At 67.5% G+C, this 26,682-nt stretch carries 28 protein-coding genes; 10 read left to right on the forward strand and 18 right to left on the reverse strand.

The window, feature by feature from the left end:
* Positions 1–417 precede the first annotated feature (417 nt).
* Together FM051_RS44685 and FM051_RS44690 are read left to right on the forward strand one after the other, a co-directional pair.
* On the forward strand, positions 418–1,341 hold the full coding sequence (locus FM051_RS44685) for an AAA family ATPase (protein WP_202919375.1): 924 nt from the start codon (positions 418–420) through the stop codon (positions 1,339–1,341).
* Positions 1,342–1,361: 20 nt separating this feature from the next.
* Entirely contained in the window at positions 1,362–3,593 is a 2,232-nt protein-coding gene (locus tag FM051_RS44690) for a S8 family peptidase (RefSeq protein WP_158853157.1), read from the forward strand.
* A 220-nt stretch (positions 3,594–3,813) separates the two neighbouring features.
* Here the strand turns inward: FM051_RS44690 and FM051_RS44695 are convergent, their stop codons facing one another.
* The 15 genes from FM051_RS44695 to FM051_RS44760 form a co-directional block, all read right to left on the reverse strand.
* On the reverse strand, positions 3,814–4,914 hold the full coding sequence (locus FM051_RS44695; protein WP_338019533.1) for a tyrosine-type recombinase/integrase: 1,101 nt from the start codon (positions 4,912–4,914) through the stop codon (positions 3,814–3,816).
* A 266-nt stretch (positions 4,915–5,180) separates the two neighbouring features.
* On the reverse strand, positions 5,181–5,408 hold the full coding sequence (locus tag FM051_RS44700; RefSeq protein ID WP_338019532.1) for a helix-turn-helix transcriptional regulator: 228 nt from the start codon (positions 5,406–5,408) through the stop codon (positions 5,181–5,183).
* A 207-nt stretch (positions 5,409–5,615) separates the two neighbouring features.
* Positions 5,616–7,352, reverse strand: coding sequence for a hypothetical protein (locus tag FM051_RS44705; protein WP_202919376.1), 1,737 nt, complete (start codon positions 7,350–7,352; stop codon positions 5,616–5,618).
* 40 nt (positions 7,353–7,392) lie between these two features.
* Entirely contained in the window at positions 7,393–8,277 is an 885-nt protein-coding gene (locus tag FM051_RS44710) for a DNA cytosine methyltransferase (protein ID WP_202919377.1), read from the reverse strand.
* Between the two features lie 52 nt (positions 8,278–8,329).
* Complete coding sequence (locus FM051_RS44715) at positions 8,330–9,385, reverse strand: bifunctional DNA primase/polymerase (protein WP_158853159.1); 1,056 nt, start codon at positions 9,383–9,385, stop codon at positions 8,330–8,332.
* 51 nt (positions 9,386–9,436) lie between these two features.
* Positions 9,437–10,231 carry a hypothetical protein gene (locus FM051_RS44720; protein ID WP_158853160.1) on the reverse strand — a complete coding sequence of 265 codons (795 nt, stop codon included), beginning with the start codon at positions 10,229–10,231 and terminating at the stop codon, positions 9,437–9,439.
* Positions 10,232–10,334: 103 nt separating this feature from the next.
* Positions 10,335–10,505 (reverse strand): hypothetical protein, encoded by a 171-nt coding sequence (locus tag FM051_RS51075; protein WP_202919378.1) that lies wholly within the window; start codon positions 10,503–10,505, stop codon positions 10,335–10,337.
* 233 nt (positions 10,506–10,738) lie between these two features.
* Entirely contained in the window at positions 10,739–12,976 is a 2,238-nt protein-coding gene (locus tag FM051_RS44725) for an ATP-binding protein (protein WP_158853161.1), read from the reverse strand.
* Positions 12,973–14,178, reverse strand: coding sequence for a hypothetical protein (locus FM051_RS44730; RefSeq protein WP_158853162.1), 1,206 nt, complete (start codon positions 14,176–14,178; stop codon positions 12,973–12,975). The genes FM051_RS44725 and FM051_RS44730 overlap by 4 nt, the downstream gene beginning before the upstream one ends.
* Complete coding sequence (locus tag FM051_RS44735; protein ID WP_158853163.1) at positions 14,175–14,447, reverse strand: hypothetical protein; 273 nt, start codon at positions 14,445–14,447, stop codon at positions 14,175–14,177. Before FM051_RS44735 ends, FM051_RS44730 begins: the two co-directional genes overlap by 4 nt.
* Entirely contained in the window at positions 14,444–15,166 is a 723-nt protein-coding gene (locus FM051_RS51080) for a RapZ C-terminal domain-containing protein (RefSeq protein ID WP_202919379.1), read from the reverse strand. Before FM051_RS51080 ends, FM051_RS44735 begins: the two co-directional genes overlap by 4 nt.
* Before the next feature lies 1 nt (position 15,167).
* Positions 15,168–15,407 carry a hypothetical protein gene (locus tag FM051_RS44745; RefSeq protein WP_158853164.1) on the reverse strand — a complete coding sequence of 80 codons (240 nt, stop codon included), beginning with the start codon at positions 15,405–15,407 and terminating at the stop codon, positions 15,168–15,170.
* Positions 15,407–15,736 (reverse strand): hypothetical protein, encoded by a 330-nt coding sequence (locus tag FM051_RS44750; protein ID WP_158853165.1) that lies wholly within the window; start codon positions 15,734–15,736, stop codon positions 15,407–15,409. The genes FM051_RS44745 and FM051_RS44750 overlap by 1 nt, the downstream gene beginning before the upstream one ends.
* On the reverse strand, positions 15,736–16,203 hold the full coding sequence (locus tag FM051_RS44755; protein ID WP_158853166.1) for a Pycsar system effector family protein: 468 nt from the start codon (positions 16,201–16,203) through the stop codon (positions 15,736–15,738). Before FM051_RS44755 ends, FM051_RS44750 begins: the two co-directional genes overlap by 1 nt.
* A 13-nt stretch (positions 16,204–16,216) precedes the next feature.
* On the reverse strand, positions 16,217–16,555 hold the full coding sequence (locus tag FM051_RS44760; protein WP_158853167.1) for a hypothetical protein: 339 nt from the start codon (positions 16,553–16,555) through the stop codon (positions 16,217–16,219).
* Positions 16,556–16,811: 256 nt separating this feature from the next.
* On the opposite strand from FM051_RS44760, the gene FM051_RS44765 reads away from it, so the two are divergent.
* Positions 16,812–17,543, forward strand: coding sequence for a sigma-70 family RNA polymerase sigma factor (locus tag FM051_RS44765; protein ID WP_202919380.1), 732 nt, complete (start codon positions 16,812–16,814; stop codon positions 17,541–17,543).
* 1 nt (position 17,544) lies between these two features.
* Complete coding sequence (locus FM051_RS44770) at positions 17,545–18,363, forward strand: protein phosphatase 2C domain-containing protein (protein ID WP_158853169.1); 819 nt, start codon at positions 17,545–17,547, stop codon at positions 18,361–18,363.
* A gap of 122 nt (positions 18,364–18,485) precedes the next feature.
* Here the strand turns inward: FM051_RS44770 and FM051_RS44775 are convergent, their stop codons facing one another.
* Entirely contained in the window at positions 18,486–18,899 is a 414-nt protein-coding gene (locus tag FM051_RS44775) for a hypothetical protein (RefSeq protein ID WP_158853170.1), read from the reverse strand.
* A gap of 489 nt (positions 18,900–19,388) precedes the next feature.
* On the reverse strand, positions 19,389–19,583 hold the full coding sequence (locus tag FM051_RS44780; protein ID WP_158853171.1) for a MerR family transcriptional regulator: 195 nt from the start codon (positions 19,581–19,583) through the stop codon (positions 19,389–19,391).
* Positions 19,584–19,700: 117 nt separating this feature from the next.
* Between FM051_RS44780 and FM051_RS44785 the strand changes: the two genes are divergently transcribed.
* The 3 genes from FM051_RS44785 to FM051_RS44795 all read left to right on the forward strand — a co-directional run bounded on the left by FM051_RS44785 (position 19,701) and on the right by FM051_RS44795 (position 23,529).
* On the forward strand, positions 19,701–19,934 hold the full coding sequence (locus FM051_RS44785) for a hypothetical protein (RefSeq protein WP_158853172.1): 234 nt from the start codon (positions 19,701–19,703) through the stop codon (positions 19,932–19,934).
* Positions 19,935–20,515: 581 nt separating this feature from the next.
* A complete protein-coding gene (locus FM051_RS44790) occupies positions 20,516–20,902 on the forward strand; it encodes a hypothetical protein (protein ID WP_158853173.1) in 387 nt (128 codons plus the stop codon).
* Between the two features lie 92 nt (positions 20,903–20,994).
* On the forward strand, positions 20,995–23,529 hold the full coding sequence (locus FM051_RS44795; RefSeq protein ID WP_202919381.1) for a tetratricopeptide repeat protein: 2,535 nt from the start codon (positions 20,995–20,997) through the stop codon (positions 23,527–23,529).
* Positions 23,530–24,230: 701 nt separating this feature from the next.
* On the opposite strand, the gene FM051_RS44800 is transcribed toward FM051_RS44795, so the two are convergent.
* Positions 24,231–24,974, reverse strand: a complete 744-nt coding sequence (locus FM051_RS44800) for an SDR family oxidoreductase (RefSeq protein ID WP_158853174.1) — start codon at positions 24,972–24,974, stop codon at positions 24,231–24,233.
* A gap of 81 nt (positions 24,975–25,055) precedes the next feature.
* Here FM051_RS44800 and FM051_RS44805 point away from each other — a divergent pair, with 81 nt between their 5' ends.
* The 3 genes from FM051_RS44805 to FM051_RS44815 all read left to right on the forward strand — a co-directional run bounded on the left by FM051_RS44805 (position 25,056) and on the right by FM051_RS44815 (position 26,450).
* A complete protein-coding gene (locus FM051_RS44805) occupies positions 25,056–25,550 on the forward strand; it encodes an RrF2 family transcriptional regulator (RefSeq protein ID WP_158853175.1) in 495 nt (164 codons plus the stop codon).
* A gap of 64 nt (positions 25,551–25,614) precedes the next feature.
* Positions 25,615–26,118, forward strand: coding sequence for a GNAT family N-acetyltransferase (locus FM051_RS44810; RefSeq protein ID WP_158853176.1), 504 nt, complete (start codon positions 25,615–25,617; stop codon positions 26,116–26,118).
* A gap of 185 nt (positions 26,119–26,303) precedes the next feature.
* Positions 26,304–26,450, forward strand: coding sequence for a hypothetical protein (locus FM051_RS44815; protein ID WP_158853177.1), 147 nt, complete (start codon positions 26,304–26,306; stop codon positions 26,448–26,450).
* Positions 26,451–26,682: the final 232 nt, after the last annotated feature.

Raw genomic sequence — 26,682 nt, forward strand, 5'->3', positions numbered from 1 at the left:
CGCCCGCAGGGCCGCCACCAGCTCGGGCGACACGGGCGACTGGCCCACCGCGCCGCGCAGCCGGTTGGCGCTTCAACCACGCTCGTTGTGCACCTGCCCATCAGTAGCACTGAGCTCAGGTTTGGCTACGCGGCTCACCTTGCGATCGCAGACCACCCGACAGTGGACAACTTTTATGTTGATCATGCACATCTAGTCCACCCTCACTGTTAACATCCCGCTGTGCAGGCACAGCCCGTCTCCTCAGCTACGGACTACTCGGCGATGGTTGACGCCGACCTAGTCCACTTGGCCCGCCTGGCCCTCGCAGGTAAGACAGACGAGGTGCCCACGACACTGCGAAAGCTCGCCCGTCGGTACAGGGACTCGCGCCCTCACATCTCGACAGCGCTAGTCGACATGCTTCGAGAAAGTCCGATGCGAAGCACCGCAGGACGTGCAGCAGTAGAAGCGCAGCCAATCGACCAAGAGTCTCGACTTCCACTTGTTAGGCATAGCGATTTCAAACTACAGCCTGTCGACCCAATTTTGGGTAACTCAACATGGAGGTCAATTCGTCAAATACTTGAGGAATACAGCAATTCGCAACTACTTTATAAAGCCGGGCTAGCCCCAACAAGGACGGCACTATTTATCGGCCCGCCAGGAGTAGGTAAAACGCTATCCGCACAGTGGCTTGCCTACAAGTTGAATCTACCACTTCTGACGCTCGACCTGTCTTCAGTTATGAGCAGCTTTCTAGGACGTACCGGAGTAAACGTTCGCCGAGTCCTGGACTACGCGAAGAACACCCCCAGCGTTCTTCTAATCGACGAACTGGATGCAGTAGCGAAACGCCGTGACGATGCAACAGAACTGGGCGAACTGAAGCGGCTAGTAACTGTACTACTACAGGAGATCGACAACTGGCCCGAAGGATCGCTACTTCTCGCCGCATCAAACCATGAAGAGCTTCTCGATCCAGCCATTTGGCGTCGCTTCGAAATGACTATCACCTTCCCACTGCCGGAAGATGAGGAAATAAATAGAGCGCTAGTGCAATTTCTTGACGGCACACCGATTAAAACCGACCTGATCGAACTTTTGACACAACTCTGCAAAGGTATGTCTTTTAGCCGGATCGAACGAGAGGTAATGCAAGCACGCAGAAGTTCTGCGATCAATCAGATTCCGCTAGAGAATGCACTCGTGGAGCGCATTAAAGATGGAATCTTTGCGCTACCGACAAGCAAGCGAATCGAAACAGCGCTACACCTGATGCGAAGCCTAAAAATTTCGCAGCGTCGAGCGAGTGAACTGACCGGAGTCAGCCGAGACACTCTTCGCAAGCACCAGAGTTAGAACGTTACCTAAGGGGAAAAATGCCAGATGAAAGAAAGTTTCTCCTCGGCTACGGCGAAAGGCTGACTGAACGCATAATTCCGCAACCTGGAGGCGGGGGAAACGAACCTGCTTATACGACCGAAGAAGCTATTGCGCGTCTGACGCCAATGGTCTCCACCACGTCACAGGAACTAACCTCGTTGCCTGATTCCGCTTGCCCTGACGACGAGGCTGTGGGCGTAATCACACTTCACCCTCAGTGGATTGCCAAATCCTACCACCCTCAACAATTACTCATGGAATTCAATCTTAGGCAAGTGGGTAGCCGTCCGGTTGAAATCCAGCCGGAAAAGTGGTCACGACAAGGCGAACCAGAAATTTCCCCTACTACCGACATATTTGTGGCGGGCAAACGAAGCTCCTTCGACGCTTGGGCCGAGTCTCTTACGGAGAGCGCTCTTGATTTGGGTCAGGCTGCTCGGGAGCAACTTCGAAGGCTTGAAGTAGTTCGCGCACCAGTAGCCACTGAAAGACTTCGGGTAAACGAGTTCACGCCAGGAGGCGAAGGACAGCTTCTCGAAGTCGTGCTGCACGCTAGCGAAAGCGCCTCTTCCAACTACATTCTTTCCGCCTTCGAGCAGTACGCTCTTGCGCTAGGAGCCCGTCCTCACTTCGAACGTCGTCTCCATGCAGGGGGCCTCTGCTTCGTTCCAGTGGAGGGCGGCGATGCGGAGTTGGTAGAGCTGGCGAAGTTTGCCTTCCTGCGAGTAGCACGACCTATGCCTCGAATGCGTGAGCTCCCGCCTATTGAACGTGCAGCTTCTTCCCCCAACCTTTCCCCGTGCCCGCTTCCCGCCGAGAATGCAGTAGACGAGGATCTTCGAGTAGCAGTTTTTGATGGCGGAGTGCCAGTCGATACAGCTTTAGGACGATGGGTTAACCCGATTGAGCCGCACGGAAAATCAACCCCAAACCCTGACGCTGTTGAGCATGGTCAGAATGTCACCTCTGCCCTTCTATTCGGCAGCTTGGATCCTGGTAAGCCAGCACCTCGACCTTACGCAACGGTCGACCACTTCCGTGTAATCGACGAGGAAGCGAACGGCGATCCTTACGAGTTGTATGAAGCACTTCGCCGGGTTCAGACCGCAATAAAAGATCGTAACTACGAGTTCTTCAACATCAGTTTTGGCCCAGCCCTCTCGGTGGAAGATGATGAAGTACATCCATGGACTGCAATCCTTGATGAACATCTGTCTGACGGTCATGCCCTGGCAACAATCGCCGTAGGTAATAACGGTCAGCATCAGAACCTCGCCGAAGCTCGCATTCAGGTACCGTCAGACACAGTTAATGCGATGGCCGTTGGCGCAGCCGACAGTCAGCGGACTGGCTGGAAGAGGGCACCTTATAGCGCATTTGGCCCCGGCCGAAGTCCTGGACGGATCAAGCCGGATGTGCTCCAGTTTGGCGGCGAACCACGAGAGCCGTTTCTCGTTTATGACACCTCGAACATGCCGTATCTTGCCACAGCCTGTGGCACTTCTTTCGCTTCTCCAGCGGCATTGCGTATGGCACTTGGCGTTCGAGCCCATTTCGGTGAAAGGATTAGCCCTCTTGCGCTGAAAGCTCTGCTAATTCACGGCGCAAACGACGCTGACATGCCACGCTCCGAAGTTGGCTGGGGAAGGCTGCCGCAAGAAATTGACGACCTCGTTGTCTGCACCGATGGAACAGTAAGAGTGGTTTATCAAGGTGAGATCAACCCGAGTCAGTATCTTCGCGCACTGATTCCGCTTCCCGAGGAACAGCTCGGCGGCTACGTTAAACTTGACGTCACGTTCTGCTATGCGACAGCGACCGACCCCCAGGACCCTGGAAGTTATACTCGCAGCGGCCTCGATATTGTGTTCCGACCACATGCGAAAAAATTCCGAGGTGCAGCCACGGAACCCGAAAGTAAATCTTTTTTTCAGCGTAGCGAATACGACAATGAACGCACACTGCGAAACGATGCCCATAAATGGGAGACCGTCTTGAGTAGAAGCAGACGTTTTCTAGGGTCTTCGCTGCTGAACCCAGTATTCGATATTCATCACAACGCGCGCACCGGCGGTGGCGTGGCCACTAGTGCTGACCGTATCCGCTATGCACTGGTTATCACTGTCCGCTCTGACAGAACACCGGACATCTACGACCAGGTGGTGCGCAGCTACGCTGGCAGGCTAGAAACCCTACAACCTCGGGTCGAAATTCCGATTCGGACCTAGACCGTGGCTAACCAGGGTAGCTAGCCGCCGAGTTGGGGTTTCCAGGTTGACTGCGCGTCGCCGGGGCAGCGCGCAGTCAACCTAGAGGCACATTTGGCACCGACTTCCGCACCAGGCACGCCGAGTTCAGATCCATTCCGCTCAACGGTCGTATGCGAAGTCGGTCCATGTAGTCCGGTGGTGTTTCTTCCAATAGCTGCCTACATTGCCTGTGCTTGGACTACCTCATAGCTTCCATGATCTTGCGCTTGGCGGCCTCGTCTCCCCCGTGCAGGCACTTCGCGTACACCCGGTACAGCACCTCCACGGAGTGGCCGGCCCACTCGGCTACCCGTGTGGGCTCCACCCCTGCGTTCAGCCAGGTCGAGACACAGGCGTGCCGCAGGTCGTAGGGCCGTCGGGCCAGCGGCCCCGCGGCTACCTCGGTGGTGAACACCCGCTCTCGGGCTGTCCGCCACACCAACCCGTACAGACGCACCGGGACCGGGCTGCCCCGCTCACCGCGGAACAACCGGCCGTCGTCGTCGGTGCCGAACTCCTCCAGGTGCGCCCGCAGGATCGCCACCAGCTCAGGCGGCACCGGGACCGGACGCACCGCGCGGTCCGGCCGGTGCTTGAGTGCGCGTTCGTCCCGGATGGCCCCGGAGTCGGTCCACCGACTGCCCGCGTGCGGCGCGGCCCGTTCGAGGTGCAGCTCCCCCCAGGTGTCGTCCGGTTCGCCCGTGGCGGGCAACGTGAGGTTGCGCCGCCGCAGGTTCACGGCTTCCTCGGGACGCAGGCCCGCGTGGTAGGTCAGCGCATAGCACGCTGCCAAGTGCGGCCCGGCACGCCGGACGTTCCGGACCTCCGTCAGCAGCGTTCGGGCCTGGACGGGGTTCGCCACCACACGTGGGTCAATCTCCCGTTCGGCTTTCGGTGGACTCCACTTCAGGAGCGGAATGGGATTGGCCTCCAACAGACGCTTCTCCACGGCGTAGTCCAGGGCGTTGAACAAGACCGCTCGTTTGCGGTTGACCACAGTGGCCGCCGCCGGAGTGCCGTCGAGCTTGCTGGCCACCGTGTTCAACGTCGCGCGAAGCACCTCCGCATCTTCGAGTTCGGCCACATCACGCGTGTTCCGTTCGATCCAGCTCAAGACCTTGACCACCTCCTGTGGCGCAGATCCGCGACGGGACATGTTGAAAGCCCAGTTGAACAACGCCGACCGGATGGCCTTGTCGTCGGGCTTGCCTTTCCGGCCGGACAGCAGGGCCGTGGTGGCGGTGGTCAGCGCCTCCGCGATGCCTCGGCGCGAAGTGGCGGCGGCGGCGGGCCACTTCATGTCCACGTAGCTGCACGCAAACGTATACCACCCGACCGTTTCCTTTGCTCGCTTCATGGACACGGGCCGGCCGGTGGTCGTGTCGAACGCTTCTCCTCTGCTGGCGGCGCGCTTGAGTTCCGATCGGAAGCTGTCGGCCAGGGCATCGTTCGCGAACGCTTCTTTGAAGGGCCGTCCCGCAACGGTCCACCGAATCCAATAGGTGGTCTTGCGCGCCCCCCGGTAGACGTAGGTCTTCTGGAAACGCACGTCGTAGGAGGACGACATTAGGCAACCTCTCCCAGCGCGTCATACCACGCATCGATGTCAGTTCGGTTGATCCGGATCTCTCCGTTGGGCAGCTTCCGACAGCGGGGCGCACGCCCCTTCATGCGCCACTCGTAGAAAGTGGAGCGCGAGATGTTCATTTCCTTGCAGAACTCGGCCACGGTCAGTTTTTCCCGACGGGCACTCATGATGATCCCCTCTTCATCACTGGCGATTGGGACCGGCATCTGCCGGGTCGCTGCTGTGCTGTGCTGTGCTGTGCGGGTGTGGGGTCGGGGTGTCAAACCCGCAAACCCGCCAACCAACCCCCGACAGGGTCGTGACCTGCGGTGATGCGGTGCGGGTTTGGGTGTCGCCCAAACCCGCACCAAAGCCGCGGGCGGCCTCGTCAAACCCGCAAGCGGGTCTGTGGGGCCGGTCTGGGGGCTGTCCTGCTACTGCCAGAGGTCGGCTTGGCCGGCCGGGATCTGGTCGTCGTCGGCCTGGCGGTCGGCCTGGTGGTCGTCGTCGGTGCGGGTTTCGACCCAGAAGACGCGGGCGTTTTTGTGGCTGTCCACGGCGGAGCGGATGACGTAGTCGCCGTGCCAGCGTCCGATGTGGCCGGTGAGGTGGCGGCCGATGGATTTGGCGGAGGGGGTGCGGCCTTGTTCGTCGGTGAGGAACGTTCCTTCCCACCGGTCCACGGGCTGGCTGTTGACGATGTCGATTTCGGCTTGTTGGCGTAGCTGTCGGCTGGTCATCGGGCGGTCGTGGTTGAGTTCGTGCCAGCGGGCGAGGAACGCGACCCATTCGGCGTCCTCGTCGTCGGCTTCACGCATGTCGGCGAGGTTGTCGAGAAAGCCGTCGATGCCGTGGTGGGCGAGCAGTCCGCCGGATGCCTGCGCCCAGGCGGTGAACTGGCGCATGGTGTGCCCGGAACGGGGCGCTCCGGCGTTGATCCAGTCCATGACCAGGATCAGCAGGTGCCGCAGCACGGTGACGCGGTTGGCGGGGTTCTTGAGCCAGTCGTCCAGGTGGGGGATGCCGAACGCGGTCTGGTCGCGCTGGTCGGGGTGCGGGTCGTCGGGGTCGAGACGGACCAGGATGGTGCGGGTGGCCATGTCCCCGCCCAATCGGATGTTGTTGCCGGTGGCCAGCCACAGCCGGTTGTTGGTGGCGGTGAATCCCGCGCCGGAGGAACCGAGCATCCGGGCGGACCATTGCGGGCCGGTGAGCAGTTGGGCGAGCACGGCGGAGGAGATGACGGTGCCTTCGGCGATGTTGTCCCACAGCATGATCGGTGAAGCGCTGTGCAGGGCGCTGGTGATCGATTTCTCCAATTCGCTGTCGTCGCCTTTGCGCCACACGAGGTTCTTGCAGCCGTAGATATAGCCGGGGATCTCGGCGAGCAGGGTTTTACCGCTGGACTGGGTGGTGGCGGAGATCAGACCGAAGGGAGTCAGGCACCCGAGGTAGGGGCGCAGGATCGGGGCTAGGAGCAGGGCCAGGTGGTTCGCGCGGTCGGCAGGCGCGACGAACGGGAAATCGCACAACAGCCGGGCGAGCAGGAAGTGTTTGGCGTCGGCTACCTGCGCGGCGGTGGGGTGGGTGGGGACGGCCGGCATGGGTGCGGTGGGGGCGTAGTAGAGGCCGGTGGCGGGGTCGTAGCCGGTGGTCTGGATCAGCGTTCCGTCCGGGCGCAGCACGGGCGATCCGACGATGCCGGTCAGGGGCCGTACGTCGGGCCAGTAGCGGGAGGACAGCACGGCGGACAGCGCGGTTTTGGTCGGGCTGGCCTCCACTTTCTCCCACTTGTCGGTGTCCTTGTTCTTCTTGAGCCGGTGGACGTAGGTGTGGTGGGCGAGCAGGAACGCCAGGGCGGAGGCGGTGAGCGGGTCGGCCTGCACGGGCAGCGCCGCGGACTGCCCGGCGGCCTGGTCGGCGGTGAGGGCGGGGCCGGACACGCGGGACAGGTGCACGAGCTGCCCGCCGGAGACGAACACGTCCGGGAGCGCGCCACCGGCCACGGCGGCGGTGAGGGTGCGGATGGTCTCGGCTTCCCCGCCGATGCGGATGGGCGGCCGGTCGACGGGAGCGGCCCCGTCGGCGGTGGCCTCCGTGTCGGTGGTGTCCGTGTCGGCGGTGACGGCGGTGACGGCGTCGGTGATGGCGGGTTCGGCGGTAGTGGTCATGCGACGGGCCTCCCTTCGGTGGTGGTGGTGGTGGTGGTGGTCATGCCGCGCCGGGTTTCGTGGTGCGTGCGCGGTAGGCGGCTTGTCGGCAGGCGTGGGAGCAGTGGCGGGGCCACCGGCCGGTGGCGGGGCGGTGCAGTTGCCTGCCGCATCGGCAGTGACGTTTTCCACCGGTGGCATCCGTCAGCGGCGGTCTCGGGTGGGGTGACGTTTGAGTCCTGGGCGCTTGCGTCACGGGCTTGGCGTGGTGGCGGGCGTGGCCCATGAGCTGGGTTCCGAGCCAGAACGTGTAGGCGGGCGGGATGGCCTGGGTGAGGTCGGGCCAGGGCATCCAGTCGATGCCCATGGCGGCGCGGGCGGCCTCGGTGGCGGTGGCGGGTGACGGTTCCCCGTCGACGGGGTTTCGTGACGGTTCCCCGACGTCGGGGTTTCGTCTCCCGCGTTGGCCGTAGGAGCCGTAGACGGGTACAGCGGGCGTGGCGCGGTCGTGGTGGCACGGGGTGCCGTAGAGGGTGAGGTTGGACTCGAACAGGCGGTGGCGGCGCACCCCGAGCCGCAGCGTGTCGCCGCAGACGGTGACGGGGTTGTGCATGGGTGCGCCGGGGACGTTCTCGATGACGTAGCCCCAGATGTGGCCGCGGGCGACGGCCTCTTGCAGGCGTTGCCGGACGGGGTCGAGCAGGTCGGGGTGGTCGTGGCGTCGGCTGGTCGGGGTGGCGGTGGAGTAGCGCTGGCACGGCGGGGACGCGGCAACCACGTCGTATCCGGTCAGGTCGACGGTGAGGGCATCGGCCTGGACGAACGGGAACGGGTAGTGCGGCTGTGGGTCGATGTCGACGCCGGTCACGTCGAACCCGGCGGCGTGGTAGCCGGCGGATGCGCCCCCGGCGCGGCAGAACAGGTCCAGCAGACGCGGGCGGTTCACGCGGTCCCCCTGGTGGCGTCGGGCACCCGGCGAGCGCGTCCGATGGTGGTGGTCATGCGGCGGGGTGTTCGGTCGGGGTGCGGGGTCGGGCGAACCCGGATGCGAGCGCGTAGCGGATCTCCCCGGCGGGCAGGCCGGCGGTGTGGGCGGCGTCGGCGAGCGCGGTTTCGACCTGGTGGCGGTCGATCCATCCGGCCGCGACCATCCCGGCAAGCCTGGTGGTGGAGCGGAACAGCTTGCGGTTGCGTCCGGAGTCCGGCTCCATGCCGGCCAGCTCGGCGCACGCCGACCGGAGCGCGGCGGCGGCGTAGCGGGCGTGACGGTCGTCGCCGCGGGCGGTGACCGTGACCGGCGCCGGTCGCGCCGCGGGGTGGATCGGTGTGGGGCCGGCGTGGCGGTCGTGGCCGGTGCGCACGAGTTCGGCGGTGAGCCAGCCGGGCAGCGCGGCCGGGGCCAGGGCGTTCGAGGCGCGGTGGTAGGTCCCGGCCGGGGTGGTGGAGCCGGGCAGCACGACGTAGCCGCCGTAGGCCTTGATGTCGACCTGCCAGCCCAGTCCGCTGCTCACAACGCTTTCGCCGTCGCGGACACGGCCGCTGCTGGACTTCCACCGGCCCGCCTCGGCGGTGTAGAGCAGGTGCAGCCCACCGGACGGGGTCTGCGTGGCCAGGGTGTCCAGGTCGAACGCCTGCCCGCGCAGACCGGCCAGCGTGGCGTAGGTGTCGATCCCGTCGGCGGGCAGCGGGTTGCCCGCCGGCCAGGGCACGCCGTGCAGCGGCTGGGCGGGCGGGGTGCCGCCGTGGGTGTCGAGATCGACCGCCAGCAGCCCGGACGCCCCGAGGTGCACCGCCCACACGGTCGTGCGCCACCGCCCCGCCCACCGGCCGATCACGCGCGTGTCGGCGGTGGCGGCCCACACGCCGTGGCACAGCGCGCCGTCACGGCGGGCCAGACACGGGCACTGTGCGGCGGCGTGACCACCGCCGCCACGGCAGTCCGGGCAGCCGGCCAGCGGGCGTTTCGTGCCGGGGTGCAGGGGCAGCACGTGCCAGCCGTGCCGCTGGGCCACCCACAGCGCGACATCGGCGGCGGTGGGCCGGGTTGTGGTCATGACGGAGGTTCCTTCCGGTGAATGGGCCGAAGCGACGGCTGTGTGGTGCCGTCAGTTGTGGTCGCGGGGGTGGTCGTCGGCGCACGGCGGGCACAGCCAGTGCCGGCCTTGGTGGGGGTTGGTGTGTTCGCGCCACTGCTCGGCGCGGGCGTGCGCGATCAGGTGGGCGCGTTTGGTGGAGCGCAGGGGCCGGTCGTCGCCGATCTCGTCGGCCCAGTCCGACAGCACCGCCGGTGCCCCGCCGGGCCGGCCCTGTCCGCAGCCGGGTGCGGCGCACACCAGTTCCCACTCCGGCCAGTCGGCGCGACGCACGGTCGCGTCGTCGGCGATCGGGCTCCACCGGTCGCGGATGGCGCGGTCGGCCAGGGCGACGACATCGGCCCAGGCGTCGGCGACCCACGTGCTGTTGTCGTCGTGCTCGGGGATCCCGGTGGTCGGGTTGCTGATCAGCCAGGGCGGCGGGACGCGTCGCCAGCTCGGCCGCGCCCACCACAGGGGCAGTCCGAAGTCGCGTGCTTCCCCGAGGTCGCACAGGGTTTCCACGGCGTGGCGGCGCAGCGTGGCGTCCGCGCGGACCTGGTCGGCCGGTCGGGTCCAGTCCCCGCCGGTCCCGAGCAGGTGGGCCAGTTCGCGGGCGTAGGCCAAGGGCAGGCTGTAGGGGCCGATGTGTTTGCCGCTGGCGGTGTGCACCACGGCGTACCCGCCGGACCAGCCGGTGCCGGTCACGGACGGCACCAGGGCCAGGCCGGGCGCGACGGGTTCGGCGGGCAGGGTCAGGGGTCGGTTGTGGACGGTGAGGGTGACGGTGTCCCACCCGATGGGGACGGTCGGGGGTGCGGTGGGCATGGCGTGGCTCCCGTGTGGACGGTGACGGGTGTGGGTGGTGGGTCGCGCCGGGGACGGTGGCTGGTCACGTCCCCGGCGCGGCCGACCCTGGTGGGGACGCTGGTCAGCGCTTGTCGGCCTGCTGGACGGTCTTGCAGGCGGGGCAGATGGTGTAGCCGCCCAGACGGGGGAACAGGACGCGGTCACCGCCCTGGTAGCGGAGGCCGCACAAGGTCTTGGTGATGCCGTTCCACCAGCTCTTCGTGCCCATGTGGACAAAGCGATCGGTGGCCATGACAAGCCCTCCAGGTGACTGTGTGTGACTGCGTGTGGGTGTGCGGGACTGGCACGGGGAGGCGAAGCCACCCGTGTCCGGGGGTGTGTTTTCGGGGTTTCCGCAGGTGCGGGGCGCGGGACTCCCCGCCTCCCCGTTCAGGCGTTGACGCTGGTCAATGCGAGGAGTGAGGGCGGGGAGGCGGGTGGGGAGGACTCCCCGCGCCGGGCGTGCCTCCCCGCCTCGCTCCCCGGCTACTCCCCGCCGGTTTCGTCACGCTCCGCGATCGCGCGGTCGATCTCGGAGCGGCGGGTGGTCATGACACCGCCGTGCGCCTTGTAGGACGCGACACCCAGATCGGCCAGTCGTTCGGCGAAGTCGGCCGCGGACATGCCCTCGTAGCTGCCGGGGTCCAGTTCGGCCAGGCGGGAGCGCAGGATCTCGTTGCGGGTCTTGGTGTCCTCGCCCATGACCCGCACCAGGTCGGCGAGCAGGTCACGGGCCGGGGTGTCGGTCGTGGTGGTGCGGGTGGCGCGGCGGGAGCGCAGCGCCTTGGCGCGGTCGGCCACGGCAGTGGCGTCGTCGCCGTCGATGAAGTGGGTCCGCACGGTGATGCTGGCCTGTTGCGGGGGCAGCGGCACGCCGTCACCCGCGACGACCAGGGTTCCCTTGTCCAGGCCCTGGCGCAGCTCGTGCGGGGCCGCGCCGCCGTTGACGGCCTTGTCCCCCAACGCCATGCGGGCTTCGGTCTCGGTGCCCAGCACGAGGGAGGCCCGGATGTGCGCGCCCTCGCGGACGAGCTTGGGCAGGTTCTGATCGGTGGGGTTCTGGGTGCCCTGCCAGAGGATCACGTTGACCGCGCGGCCCTGGTTGTGGAGCTTGCGGGCGGCCATGAAGTAGCGGCTGGTGTTCTTCTGCCCGCCGTAGGGCCGCTTGTCCTGCCCAACGGCGACGTTCATGAACGCCTGCTGTGCCTCGTCCACGACCAGGACCAGCGGGTGGAACCCGCTGCCGGCGCGCGCCAGGTCGCGGGTGACGCCGTTCTTGTGGGTCTCGGGGTCGACGGCGGCCAGGCGGCGTTCCATCTCCGCCACTCCCTCCTCCAGCATGTGCGTGGCCGCGCAGGCGTGCTCGTCGGTCGGTCCTTCGATCAGCTCGGCGGCCAGGCCGTGGAACATGTGCCAGTCACCGATGCCCTTCAGGTCGGCGATGCGGAACTCCACCGTCGGGTCCAGCGCCAGCCACAGCGCCAGCGCCCGCAACGCGGCGGTCTTGCCCTGGTTGGACAGACCGGTGATCAGCAGGTGCCGCTGCAGCAACGGCAGTGCCACCGCCTCCCCGCGCAGGTCCTGCCCCCACGGGGCGCGCCCTGTGTACAGGTCGGCGGTCAGCGTCTCGTCCAGCACCAGCGGCGACGGCCCGATCGGCTCGTCCAGCGCGCCGGGGTCGGCGATCCACAGCCGAACCGTGCGCGCCGCCGGCGGGATGGTGATGAACAGCTCGTGCTCGTGGCGGTAGAGGTTCTCCGCCAGGCGTTGCCGCTTGCCGGTGATGTCCTTGGTGGACACACCCGAGGGCAGGGTGACGTCGACCTCGACCCCGCACCCGGCGATGCGGATCAGCCCGAGCATGCCCGCGCCGGCGTCGCCCATGTTCTTGATGGCCTTGGTCAGCTCCCGCACCCCGAGGTCGCGCAGCGCGGTGACCAGGACCGACGGGGTGATCGGCACGTCCTGGCGGTCCTCGGGGCGACCGGCGGCCACCCACGCCGGCGGGGTGGTGCGGGTGCGGCCGACGTGCCACAGGTAACCCAGCGCGGCGAACGGCGCGAGCACGGACACCGCACCCCACACCGCGTCGATCACCGACACCACGCCCGACAGCACCGCGAACGCGGTCAGGAACGGCGCCAGGAACGCGCCCAACTCGGCACGGGTGACCGCCAGCACCACACCGGCCACCACCAGCAGCCCCACCAGCGCGACCAGCACCACCAGCACGGCCTTGACCACCTGTACCGGCGCGGCCAGCCACGCCATGATCCGGCGGTGCCGCTCGGCGACGAACCGCGCCTGCCGCTCCTCCCACTCCGCCACCGCCGCGAAATCCCCGGCGGCCTCCGCGGCGCGCATCATCCGCTGGTGGCGGGCGGTGGTGTGGGCCTCCCACACCTGCCGCGCCACCACCGCGCCCCCGGCAGGGACGTAGAACGCGTTACGCGCCACCGCGCGCACCGCGCGGCGGGTGCGGTCGTGGGTGACCCCGCCGCGCACCACGGCCACCATCGCCCCGGCAGCCGCGCGGGCCTTCTGCGCCGCCATGCGGCGATCCAGCTCCGCGGACTCCTCCGGCGTGAGCAACTGCCCCGCGATGGCGGCGTCCGGCTCTAGTCCGTCCGTGTCCGGTGCGGCGTCGGCGTGGCGCACGGGCAGGTGCACCACGTTGGTCCGCTCCCGGTCCTCGTCGTCGCGCTCGTGGTTGGGCGTGGTCATGCCGTCACCTCCTGGCGGGTGCCGCCCTCGTCGGGGCCGTCGTTGCGGGCGGGGAACAGGGCGCGGTGCACGGCGGCGGCGTCCTCGGAGCGGCAGCGCAGGAACTTGCGCACGGCGGTCTGCGAGGGCTGTTCCGGGAGCCTGCCGCCGTCGATGGCGGCGCGGGTGCGACCGATGTAGCGCGCGATCTTGGCCGCGTCGGGCGCGGCGGGCGTTTGCGCATTTCCCGACCGGTGCGCGCCGGACGGCGCACCGGTGGCCGGGGTGGTGTCGGGCCGGTCGGTCGGGGTGGACGCGGCGGTGTCGGCGGCGCGCGGCGCGGGCAGCGCCGGGAGCGCGGTCAGGTACTCGCCGATCTCGGCGGCCAGGGCATCACCGATGCCGCCGTCGTCGTCGGTGGTGACCGGCAGCCCGGCCACGGTGGTGGGCACCAGGCGCACACGGCCGAAGCGGCGGCGCAGGGTGACCGTGCCGGGGCGGTGCACCAGGGTGGCGGTGCCGTCGGCGGCCAGCTCGGCGGCGGCCTGGCGCAGCGCGGCGCGGCGCACCTCGTGCACGCGCTTGGCGGCCAGGCGCTGCAACCGGGCAGCGGCGCGCTGCTCACGGGTCCGGCGCGGCGGGGCGGTGGCGGCGGTGTCCACGAGCTGGTGGACCACGACACCGCCGACCGCGACGATCGCCATCACGATGCCGCCCGCGACGCTGCCGTCCGGGGTGGTCAGACCGTGCAGGAACGCCAGGGTCGCGGACACCGCGGCGGAGAACCACAGCCCGATCAGCAGTCGGCGCACGGGGCGTCCGGCGCGGCGGGCGGCGGCCAGGGCGAACGCGAACGCCCACATCGCCGCTTCCGAGTACAGCGGCATGGTCCAGCCCGGTGCGCCGTACAGGTCGTGGCCGAACCCGGCGATAGCCGACCAGGCCAGCAGCGCCGGAACGAAGATGACCGGCACGAACAACAGGTCGATCGTGTGCGCAGCCACCCACGCGGCGGCGGCCTTGACGGCGCGGGCACGGCGGGCGCGGGCGGCGTCGGCCCGCTCCTGCTTGAGCCTGGCGGCGGTGGCCCGCTCGGCACGGTCCCGTTCGGCGCGGGCGGCGGCGTCGGCGCGGCGCTGTTCGAACAACATGGCCTGGTCGGCGCGGCGCTGCTCCGCGGCGGCGGCCTTGTCGGCGCGGCGGTCGTCGGCGTACGTGCTCATCGGGTCACCTCCAGTCGGCGGGCGGAACGGGGGAACCGCAGTCCGGCGCGGTGACCGGTGCGGGTTGCGGCGCGGCGGATCAGCACCGCCAGCACCAGAGCTGGCACGCCGACCGCGACCAGGACGGCGGTCGAGTCCTCGGTCTGGGTGATCACGGCCCACTGCGCAAGGCCGATCAGCCCGGCGGTCAGCAGCAGCTTCCACAGCACGACCACCGCGACCAGGGCCAGCACGCCGACCAGCAGCAGCAAGGGAGTGGGGACGGTCACGGGGTCACCTGCCCGTGGTCGTCGCCGTCGCGCAGCACGCGGGGCAGGTGGACGTGCAGGTGGTCGAGTTCGACCGTCACGCCGTCGTGACGCAGCAGAGCGGCCAGGACTTCGGCCAGGGCGACGGAGCGGTGACGCCCTCCGGCACAGCCGAACGCGATGGTGACGGGCTTGCGCGCGATGTCGGCGACGTAGGCGGCCTGACGCAGGGTGTCCAGCAGCGTGCCCGCGCCGGGGGTGTTCAGGACCACGTCGCGCACGGCGGTGTCGCGGCCGTCCAGGTCCAGCAGTCCCGCGTCCCGCACTCGGGCGGGGTCGCGCAGCAGCCGGCGCACGTCCACGGTCAGGTCCGCCTGCGGCGGCGCGTCGTGCAGGTAGCCGAACGACACGATGCGTACGGGGGCGAGTGCGGCCGTCGGTTGGAGGTTCGGATCGGTGTCGGACATGCTTGTGCTCTCCTGACCCGCACCCTCGGGTGCGGTGTTGGGGTGGACCGGACCGGCGGCGCGTTCCTGGCCGGGAGTTGGGCCGCCGGTCCGGACGAAGTCAGTGCGCGAGGGTGATACCCGTGCCCGCAGCTGTCGGCGGGTGGCCAGCCGGTCCCGCGGGGCGTGGCCCCAGGTCAGCAGCGGCAACCCGTCCACCGTGCCGCGGGTGAGCATCGTGCCGGTGGCCCAGGGCACCGACTCCACCCACACCCACGGGAAGCGGCGCGCCATCTCACCGCACCGGCCCGTGCGTGTGCGGGTGGGAGTGGTCGGCCAGCGACTCCGCCAACGTGGCGTGCACCTGCGCCGCCGCCAACCGGTTCGCGGTGTCGCCGCCGGCGGCCCACAGCAACTGCCGGCGCGCCTCCCGCCGGTGCTCCTCGGCGGTCCACTCCCGCAACGGCTGCCGGTCCCGCTCGGCGTAACCGGCGGCGGTCATCGGGAAGGTCGTGGTGGTCAGGTAGTCGGCCATCACGCCACCCGCTTCGACATCGAACCTGCGGCAACCGACTCGTGCCGGGTCAACCGCCGGCGCAACTCGTCGGCGTAGTCCGCGTGCACCTTCTCCGCGTCGTACAACGCAGACCAGGCCACACTTCCGGCTCGAACCACGGTCCGGGCCTCCGCGAACACCGCGGCCACCTCGGTTTCCGCGTCGATCAGGTCCCGGTAGTACGCCTCCTGGTCGAAGCCGTCGGCGTTCAGGTCGTAGTCCACGGCGGCCAGGCGGCGGCGCACCTTGCGCAATCGGTCCTCGGCAGCGGCCAAGCGCCCGTCGAAGCTCTTCAACGTCTTGGCCATCACGCCACCGCCGCCAGGGTCAACGCGACCGCGACCAGCAGCAGCGACACCACCAGGGCATCCACCGCCGACCGCACCCGCCGGTACTTCGTGCGGGCCAGCACCGCCAGGCGCACCGCGTCCACCGCCCGCGCCATCTCCCCCGGCTGGTCGGCCAACGCGGCCAGTACCTCCGACGGACGCTCGGCGAACCGGGCCAGGAACGGAAATCCGTAGTCGTCACGCCGGCCGAACCGCGGACGCACCACCGACAACAGCAACAGCACCGCGACCAGCGCCGGAGCCGCCGCCAACCACAGGAACACCTCCGCCACCAGCGGCAACGACCGCGTGGTCAACGCGACCAGACCGGCCAGGACACCACCGAACAACGGCAGCAACATCCCCGCCTTGGCATCGGCCCGCACGATCTGCGCCGCCACATCGGCGTGCGCCAACTCCACCCGCACCGCAACTTCGCCGCTCATCACGCGACCTGCTTCACAACCGCGGCGGCGCGGCGGCCAGCGGCGCGGCGCGCCTTGCGGCCCTTGGTTTGCGCTTGCCGTGCACCGGGGTCGGCAGCACGTTCGCCACGACCACCGGCCGCGCCGGCTCCTCCAGCTCGGCCGCCGCCTGGGCGACCGTGACGCCGTATTCCGGCGTGATGCCCTTCAACGCACGGGCCAGGATGCGGCGGTTCCGACGCTCCCGCGCCGACCCGTCCAGCAACGCCGACGACGGCTCAGCCGACGCGGCGATCTCCACCGACACCTGCTGGTCCAGCAGCCGCAGAACCTGAGTCGTCAGGCCGTCCGGGTAGTTCCCAGTGCTGCTCACTGCATCTCCCTCGGTCGTAGAGACCCCCTTGCGTCATCTCCGCAAGGGGGGGTTGACAGGACAGACGCTAGCGAGGGTGGGTTGCGGTCGTCAACCCCCTCTTGCGAAGATGGCGCAAGACCCCTTGCGTAGGAGGTAGGACCAGGTGGAGGACGAAGTCAGAGAGCTACGGGCGATCAGCAACCCGTTGCAACGAGCGCGGAGCGCTGGGGACTTGAGCAGTCGACTCCAGGCAGCCGTGACCGAGGTGTCGAGGGTGCGCAAGGAGGCACTGGAAGAACTTCTTCAGGGAAACATGACGCAGACCGAGATTGCGGAACAGCTCAACCTAACCCGTTCTCGGATCGGACAGCTTCTGAAAACTGGACCGAGGATCGAGCGGGCATTCTTTGGTACTCGCGCAACATTGACCGTTGCGTTGGGCGGAAAGCTCGAAGCAAAGCCAGAAAACCCAGGCCCGGTTGTTGCACAGGAAGATTTTCAAGCGTACGACGCCTTTCAGGCAATGGCGCGCAGCCTAGACTTCGACACGGATTACGAAGTAATCCAGCCCCCAGGGATGATCAATCTTAATAGAGATGATTTGGTTGTCATCTGCGGGCCGCGTCTTTCACCACTGATCGCCCAAGTCCTCGAATCCGACTCGAATATTGCGTTCGATCGAGACGAACGCGGCTGGTTCCTGGTGGATCGCAACGAGAACAAGGTTTACCGCTCCCCCATGGACGAGGGGACTCCGTCGGATTACGCGTACCTCGGCAAGCTGCCTCGCCTGGATGGCCGGGGCAATTTTCTCTACATTGCCGGTATCCACGCGGTGGGAGCGGCGGGCGTCGTCCACTTCCTTGACGGGCATGTCAGCGAGCTTTATCGAGAAGTCAAAGACGCGAGGTTCTCCGCGATCGTTCACTGCACCTTCGATGAGGACACGCGCAAAATCCGGACCTCAAAAGTTGCGACCCCCATTTATAAGCAGAATGGCAGATAGCGTGCGAGCTGAACTCTGTACTGAGCCGGGCAATCCTCACAAGAAAAACGAAGATTGGGGCGCAGCCACCAACAGGCTTGCAGTGGTGTTGGACGGCCTGACCGCTCCGGGAGACCTCGGGACGGGGTGCATTCACGATGTGCCCTGGTACGTGGAAAAACTTGGAACCTCGCTCCTGGCACACATGACGGACAGTTCGACGGACCTGCAAACTGCGCTTGCGGCTGCCATCGAATCAGTAGCGGCTTTCCACGCGCCAACATGCGATATCAGTAACCCGGGTACGCCATCGGCCACGGCGCTCGCACTAAGGGTTAATGGCGACAATGTCGAGTGGCTTGTTCTCGCTGACTCTACAATCGTTTTCGACTGCTCCGATGGCTTGCATGTCTACACGGATGATCGCGTAACACGCGTAAACCGTGAACAGCACGACGTCGCAGTAGCCTCCAAAGTCGGCACCAAAGAGCACGAACAAGGCGTGAGCAGGCTAGTCGAGGCTCAACGAAAGATACGAAACACCTTGGGCGGGTACTGGGTTGCAGGAGCAGACCCTCAAGCCGCCTATGAAGCCCTAAGCGGCGAGATCCCGCTAAGCAATTTCCGCCGAGCCGTCCTGATGACAGATGGGGCCGCCCGCTTGCACGAGTTCGGCTTGGCGGATTGGAAAAGTGTTCTCGATATCGTAGCGACGTCGGGCACTCGCGGTCTCATCACGGCAGTCAGGGATGCCGAACTGCACGATCCCGAAGGTCAGCGTTGGCCACGGTATAAGACTAGTGATGACGCAACGGCAGCCTACTTGACGTTTGACTCGTAGTTGACGCGCCAAATCTGCGGAAACCCTGGAGGCCGTCTTGCGCGGCTAAGGTGGAGCGTTTGCTGTTCCACCTACCGGCAGCAACCTGTCTCACCACCTCGCCGCTTGATACGCGACTGACATCAGGATATGTCGCTCCACTGGATCGCCTTGCAGATGCCATCGCGGTCGATACGCAGAAAGACGTTACCCTCAAAGTAATTGAGCAGAAGATCACCCGCGCTTGAATTTCCCACAATTTCCCCCATCGTGGCAGACTTCACCCTCTCGATGGCTTGCCTGCGAATTGAATCAACAACAAGAGGACTATTCAAGTCATCTTGAGGTCGATCCACGAACAGGCCTGTGGAAAATTCGAACCCCGCCCTTTGAGTCCCGACAGTGCGCCCTAGCAGCAATGCCGCGACATGGTCGGCCTTTAGGAAATAGTAGAGCGAAGTCTTTGTTCCTGATCCGGGTCTGTCAATCTCCCTGTTAAGCCATGATGTGAATTCGTCAACTACCGCATTCCTAAGTTCTTGGTCTGAGTGCTCCATGATCTTCTCCGGTAAGTGCGAGATTCCTTCGCGTTAAGTCCCTCCAATACGTCGATACGCGTGCAGCCATGGTCGGCTACGCGGGCAAGCCCCACAACTCCGCAGTGCCAGCAGGGCGAGACACGGATTAGTCAGCCGGGGCTGGTGGCGAGTCGTGTGGGTGGCGGTCGGTCGGGCCGCGAGGAGTGACATGCGGCCCTACTAGCCCGCGCGAGGGTAGTAGGGCCGTCCTGTGAGGTGTGCGGGTTTGGATGCGGGTTTCAAACCCGCCGCCTCAGCCAAACCCGCACCCAAACCCGCAGCCCATCAGTGCAGGTCAGAGCTCGCCTCGTCCGTCTCTTGCGGGTTTGCGGGTTTGTTTTCTGATCCCAAGAAGGGGGAAGAGGTAGTAGTTACCCGCAGAGGCGACGAACGAGCCAGCCCAAGGGGAAGAGACACCAGCGGGAGCGGACGCAGGGCGCTGCCCGTGGCCCTCAACATCAAGTCAGGTCAGTCCTCTTCGCGCCGCGCGCGCTCACGCAAACTCTGGCGCAACTTCTCCATGTCCCAGCGGGCGTGACCGCCCGCCGTCACGAACTCGGGCTCGACGACGCCGGCACGCCACCAACGCGCCAGCGTCACGCGGTCGATGCCGAGTTCGGCAGCCGCGACGCCGGTCGAGACGAGCTTCGGACGAGGTGTCACGGGGTCACTCTGACGGACTAATTGCCTCGAAACATCCCAGGTGACGCGCTTGTCACTGAACGACTCTGAAGACTCGCTAGACTCTGATGCATCGTTTGCCTCAGTCTGGAGGACTCCGTGGGGTTTCAGATCACACTGACCGAGGATCAGGTGTCCCAGATGTGGGCCTACCTCGCGCACTGTGTCAACGAGGTCGAGAGCTACCTACGCGACGACGACATCACCGGCGCGAACGCGTTCATGGACCGGGTGCTGAACGATGCGGGCAAGGGCTGTCATGACCTCGTCCTTGACACGATCGCCAGGCTCAGGGGACAGACGGCCTGGCGAACGTTCATCTCCCGCGAGTAGCGAGCTGCCCAGGTTCACCGATGCGCCCTTGCCGCAGGGCAAGATGTGCCGCCACGCTAGCCGGGGGACGCACTCAGAGGGGCGCGCGGGTCCACTTGGGACGGTGTTGGTGGGGCGGTGGACGCGGGGCGATTTGCCCAATGGCTGCCCAAGTTGACCCTGTCCACATTGGGAATCAGCGTGTCTGCGCAGGTCAGAGGCGGTTTCGAACATGCGGGCGAGCGCGGTTTCCTAAACCGTGTGTCGCAGGTTCGAATCCTGCCGGGGACTCGCCATTCGTCGGGTGAATCAGGCCCTGAGCGGCGACAACGCGGTAACCACGAACGTTCACCGAGTCGGAGAGACGCCGGGTGGGGCCTGACTCAAGGGTGCAGCGAGGAAGGACCGGTGTCAGGGCCGTTCGAAGGCACGTCGATCAACCGGGGACGAGGGCGATATGGCCTTGAGCTATGGACGCCGGCGGCTGTAGGCGAGTGGATATTGCGGATGGGCGTGGTTTCTGTAGCGGTGGAGGGGTGGGGTGCGATTATCGGGGTGTCGGTCCGCGGGTGCTGCGGCCCTTGGTTGAGGGGGTTGTCGTGGTGGTCGGTCGGAGTCGCGCGTGGTGGGTGGCCGGTGGCGCGCTGGTCGGCGGTGGTGTGGTGTGGGCGGTGTTGCGGTTCGGTGTGCCGGTGTTCCTGGCCGACGAGGCGCATTCGGCGCGGCCGGTCCTGGAGGCGTTGAGCTGGATCGCCGGCATCGGCGGGCTGGTGGTGGCGGTCGTGGCGTTGGCGGTGGCGTCGCGCCAGGGACGTGACCGCACCGCTGCCCGGGAGGTGGCTCCGCCTCCGGCATCGCAGACGGCCACCGGCGGCGGAGTGATTCTCACCGGCGGCGTGACCGGCGGCTCGGGTTCCGGGACGACGACCGGGGTGCACATCGGTCAGATTGGTGGCCCGCCGGACCCTCCGGTGCCGACGCGGCCTTAGGCCACGCCGCGTCGGCAGCACCAACCACGGCCGCACCGGCGGCCTCGGTCACTGGGAACGTGACCGGTGCCGGCGGGACCACGATCGGCGCCATGCACGGCAGCACCGTGGTGCAGGGTGATCTGGTGGTCGGCGGGCAGGGTGTGCCCGCCATGGAGTCGATCCCCGCGACGCCGGGGCTGGACAGGATTCCGGCCGGCTCGGAGCTGTTCGTGGGGCGGTCGGGTGAGCTGGCGCGTCTGGGCGCGGCGGTGGCGGGTTCGGGGCGTGCGGTGGTGGTGACGGTCCACGGGTTGGGCGGGGTCGGCAAGAGCACCCTGGCCGCCCGCTTCGCCCACCTGCACACCGACCGCTACACACCGGTCTGGTGGATCACCGCGGACTCCCCGGCCGCGATCGACACCGGCCTGGCCGACCTGGCGACGACCCTCGCTCCTGAGGTTGCGGATCTACCGCTGGAGCAGCGCACCGACCTGGGCGTGCGGTGGCTGGCCACCCATGACCGGTGGCTGCTCGTGCTGGACAACCTGACCACGCCCGCCGACGCGGCGGGGCTGCTGGAACGTGTCCGGACCGGCACGATCGTGATTACCTCACGCCAGGGCACCGGCTGGCGGGGCGTCGCCACGATCCCGCTGGACGTGCTGCCCGCCGAGCAGGCCGTGGAGCTGCTGGGCCGCATCGTGCGCACGGAGCGGCCCGACGCCGACCTGACCGACGCCGACCGGCTGTGCGAAGAGGTGGGGTGGCTGCCGCTGGCGGTCGAGCAGGCCGGCGCCTACCTCGCCCAGACCCGCATCACCCCGGCCGCCTACCTGGACCGGCTGGCGAGGTTCCCGGCGCGGATGTTCACCGCGACCGCGGAGGGCGGCGACGCCCAACGGACCATGGCCCGGGTCTGGCACGTCACCCTCGACCGCCTCGCCGACACACCACAGGCAGGGCGGGTGCTGCGGCACCTGGCCTGGTACGCCCCCGACGCCATCCCCCGCACCCTGCTCGCGAGCACGTTCGACGAGCCGGACCTGTCGGAGGCGCTGGGCCGGCTGGCCGCCTACAGCATGATCACCCTCACCGGCGACACCGTCGGCGTGCACCGCCTGGTCCAGGCCCTCACCCGCACCCCCGACCCCACCGACCCCCACCGCCAACCCACCGACATCGCCCACGCCCGCGACACCACCACCGCCGCCCTCGCCGCCACCCTCGCCGGAACCGACCCTCGCCTGCCCGCCGACTGGCCCGCCTACCAGACGGTGCTGCCCCATGCACGGGCACTGCTCGACCACACCCACCCCGACACCGACACCGAACCGCTCTGCCACCTCGCCGACGACCTCGGCGTCTACCTCGACGGCCAGGGCGACACCACCACGGCCATCGCACTGCACACCCGCGCCACCCACAGCCACCAGCGCCTCCACGGCCCCGACCACCCGGACACACTGGCCTCACGCGGCAACCTGGCCAGCGCCTACGAGTCGGCGGGTGATCTGGGGCGGGCGATCCCGCTGTTCGAGGCGACACTGGCCGATCGGCAGCGGGTGCTGGGCCCCGGCCACCCGGACACGCTGACCTCACGCAACAACCTGGCTAGTACCTACGAGTCGGCGGGTGACCTGGAGCGGGCGATCCCGCTGCACGAGGCGACACTGGCCGATCGGCAGCGGGTGCTGGGCCCCGGCCACCCGGACACGCTGACCTCACGCAACAACCTGGCTAGTACCTACGAGTCGGCGGGTGACCTGGAGCGGGCGATCCCGCTGCACGAGGCGACACTGGCCGATCGGCAACGGGTACTAGGCCCCGGCCACCCGCACACGCTGGCCTCACGCAACAACCTGGCTGGCGCCTACCAGTCGGCGGGTGATCTGGAGCGGGCGATCCCGCTGTACGAGGCAGCGCTGACCGATGCCGAGCGGGTACTAGGCCCCGGCCACCCGCACACGCTGGCCTCACGCAGCAACCTGGCTGGCGCCTACCAGTCGGCGGGTGATCTGGAGCGGGCGATCCCGCTGTACGAGGCAGCGCTGACCGATGCCGAGCGGGTGCTGGGCCCCGACCACCCGCACACGCTGACCTCACGCAACAACCTGGCCTACACCTACGAGTCGGCGGGTGATCTGGAGCGGGCGATCCCGCTGTACGAGGCGACACTGGCCGATACCGAGCGGGTACTAGGCCCCGGCCACCCCGACACGCTGACCTCACGCAACAACCTGGCCCACGCCTACCAGGTGGCGGGTGATCTGGAGCGCGCCATCCCGCTGCACGAGGCGACGCTGGCCGATCGGCAGCGGGTGCTGGGCCCCGACCACCCCGACACGCTGACCTCACGCAACAACCTGGCCGGCGCCTACTGGGAGGTGGGTGATCTGGGGCGGGCGGTCCCGTTGTTCGAGGCGACGCTGGCCGATCGGCAGCGGGTGCTGGGCCCCGACCACCCCGACACGCTGACCTCACGCAACAACCTGGCCCACGCCTACGAGTCGGCGGGTGACCTGGAGCGCGCCATCCCGTTGTTCGAGGCGACGCTGGCTGATGCCGGGCGGGTGCTGGGCCCCGACCACCAAGTGACCAGGACGATCCGCTCGAATCTCGAGACCATGAGGAGCGGCCACGACTGACCCGCCACTCTCAATCCGGTCATCGGCCATGGTGCGACCGCCCAATGCCTGCTCGTCGGAAGAGGACGTTCGTTTGACGGGTTGGGGGTGGGATCATCCGGCGCCCGTGTGCACCGTCATTGGTATCGAGCTGCGCACGTTGACCTGTACGCCGACATCTCGTAGGCCGCGGCTTGCGGGCGCTGTGCCGAATGCGTGCCGAGCGAGCGTCGCCGACAGTCGTGGCGGCCCTGAACTTGCAGGTCAGCGGCATGGTGATCAGCGGAAAGCAGACCGCTCAAAATCCGTCCAGTGTGCGTTCGAGTCGCACCGGGGGCACATCCTGATTCATCTCAATTCGGCCCCTGACCGGTTGCTCTTCCGGTCGGGGGCCGATCTTGTCCCGGTTGACCGCTCGGCTTCCGGCGAACCGGGCGTCTCCACTCGTGACCCTGCCGATCCACTTGAACTGGTCCGCGCCGGGGCGGCGGTTCGACTTGGTCAACCGGTCCGAACGCGGCTGCGTAGGGCCTGGGGTTGGTCATGGTGCTCCGAGCACTTGACGAGCAGCCTTGGTCGGGTGACTGTCATCCGGCTTGACGAGTCGCGAAGGAAGGACTGACTCGCGGTAGTCGTCCGACAGGGCTCTCAGACGGGCTCCAAGCTGTCCGCAGGGACGTGGGGGTCCGTTGTGGACTGGGAGCGGTCTGAACCTGCCGGCGTTACGCCTCTTTCGCGAGCCACTCCTCGAAGGTGGTCGGTGCGATGCGGGCTCCTTCGTCGGGGAGCAGCACGTTTCCGGCCATCTCCGGGCCGAACAGTCCCGACCACGTCGGCACGAGCCGCACCGAACGGCCACGGGCTTCGTTGGTGCGCCGCGCCATGTCGACCAGGTCCTGCGTGTCCGGGCCGGCGATGTGGGCGTAGCGGCCCCGCGGCTCGCCGGTCGCGATCTCGGTGAGGATGTCGGCCACGTCCTGCGGTGCGATCGGCTGCACGAGCAGTGGCGCGATCGTCGATGCACCGTCCTGCTCGGTCCAGCCCGCGACCATCGCGGCGAAGTCGTGGAACTGCGTGGCCGGAACGATCGTCCACGGGACGGGGCCGGCTGCCACCAGGCGTTCCTGCTCGCGCTTGCCCGCGTAGTGCACGTTGCCCTCGACACGCTCGATACCGACGATCGAGAGCAGCACGTGGTGGCGGACGCCGGCTCGCTCCTCGGCGGCGAGCAGGTTCCGGGTGGCGCCACCGAAGTACGCCACGGTTTCGTCCCTGTCGACCGCCGGTCCGTTGCTCGCGTCGACAACCGCGTCGACACCGGCCAGCGCGTCGTCGAGTCCGTCCCCGGTCGACAGGTCGACGCCTAGTGAACGGCTGATGCGCACGACGTCGTGCCCGTCCCGTTCGAGGTTGGCGACGGTGAGGGTGCCGATGTTGCCGGTTGCGCCGGCGACTGCGATCCGCATGATGATCCTTCCTCCCTGAGGGTCGTCGTCAACCTATCTCGGACTAAAAAGATCCGCAATATCTTGGATAGACTGGTAGTCGTGAAGCTGCCTGTGAGCACCGAGTGGGTCCTGCACTGCGCGACGACGCTGGCGCAACTCGAGCCCGGTGCCACCGCGTCGGCGGCCCAGCTCGCGGAGTACTACGACCTGCCCGCGCCCTACCTCGCCAAGCAGCTGCAGGCCCTGGTCAGGGCCGGTGTGCTCGCCGCCACGACCGGTCCGCGCGGCGGGTTCCGGCTCGCGCGGCCGGCGTCGGAGATCACGCTGCTGCACGTCGTCGAGGCGGTCGACGGCGCCTCCCCGCCGTACGAGTGCCGGGAGATCCGGCAGAAAGGCCGGGGCGCGCTGCCCGCGACGGACTGCCGGGACACCTGCATCCTCGCCGCCAAGATGGCCGACGCGCACGACGCGTGGCGACGCAGCCTCGCCGAAGACTCGCTCGCCGACATCCTCGCCGCACTGCCACCGACGGCACCGGCCCGCACCCGATCGCTGCTGGCGTCGACCGGTTCCGCGCCGCGCCGATCGTCGTGATCGCCTGCCGGGGCGCCCTCTCGGTTCGCGAATGTCGCCGGAGCGGTGTCGTTAGGCTGGCGCTGTGCCTCCGTATCAGGCGATGTCGCTGCACCTGGAGACCGAACGTCTGACGATGCGCCCGTGGGCCGAGTCCGACATCGAGGACTACCGCGCACTCATCGCCGAACGGGGCGGGGGATTGCCGACGGTCGAGGACGCTCGGGGGCGCATCACGTCCCAGTTGGCGGGGACGGCGCGGACGGGGATCGCGCTGCTCACCATCCGTCGCCGCGCCGAGGACGATTTCATCGGGTACTGCGGGCTGCTCGTCGGCCGGGCGACCGTCGAAGAGCCGGAGATCGGGTACGAGTTGTCGCGTCGGGCGCACGGATTCGGCTATGCGACCGAGGCGGCTCGTGCCGTGCTCGACGCCGCGATCGCGACCGGGCGGTCCCGGCTGTGGGCGACGGTGCGCGACTGGAACGCGCCGTCGTTCCGCGTGCTGGAGAAGCTCGGGTTCGAACGTCACCACGTCACGACGGACGACCGCGGTGAGCTGGTGTGGCTGACGCGCGCGTTGCCGTGAGGCGGTCGAGTTCGGGTTCAACGGCACCTGGACGTCCGGCAACCCCAGCCCCACGTCGTTCCGCCTCAACGGAACCACTTGCACAGGGAGCGTGAACCCCACGACCACGACCACGACCACCACCACCACCACCAGCACGCCCAGGCCGATCTCGTACACGAACCCGGTGCTGTGGCACCGACGGCGTGAACTTCACGTCCCTGGGCACGGCGTTCACGCTCAAGAACGAGTGGCAGTTCTTCATGGGCTACCGCTTCGGCATCTTCAACCACGCGACCACGTCCCTCGGCGGGGCCGTGACGTTGCAGCGCTTCGAACTGTCCACCCCCTGACGCCGTGACACCGGCCGCCTGGTCATGGGAGAACCGCGTGTGACCGCTGCTCGACACCGGTAAGAGGCACGCACGGCGAGCATCCGCACGCCCCGATACGCCCAAACGGTAGTTGTCAAGTCAAGTGAGACAGGTTGTGTCTACGGGGCTGGTTGGGGTTGCTCGGCGGGCTGGTTGATCCAGGCCACGTCGGGCAGTGCGGGTGGACGGGGACGGCGTGCGAAGCGCTCCG

Origin of the sequence: Saccharothrix deserti (assembly GCF_009769385.1) — a bacterium.
GTDB lineage: Bacteria > Actinomycetota > Actinomycetes > Mycobacteriales > Pseudonocardiaceae > Actinosynnema > Actinosynnema deserti.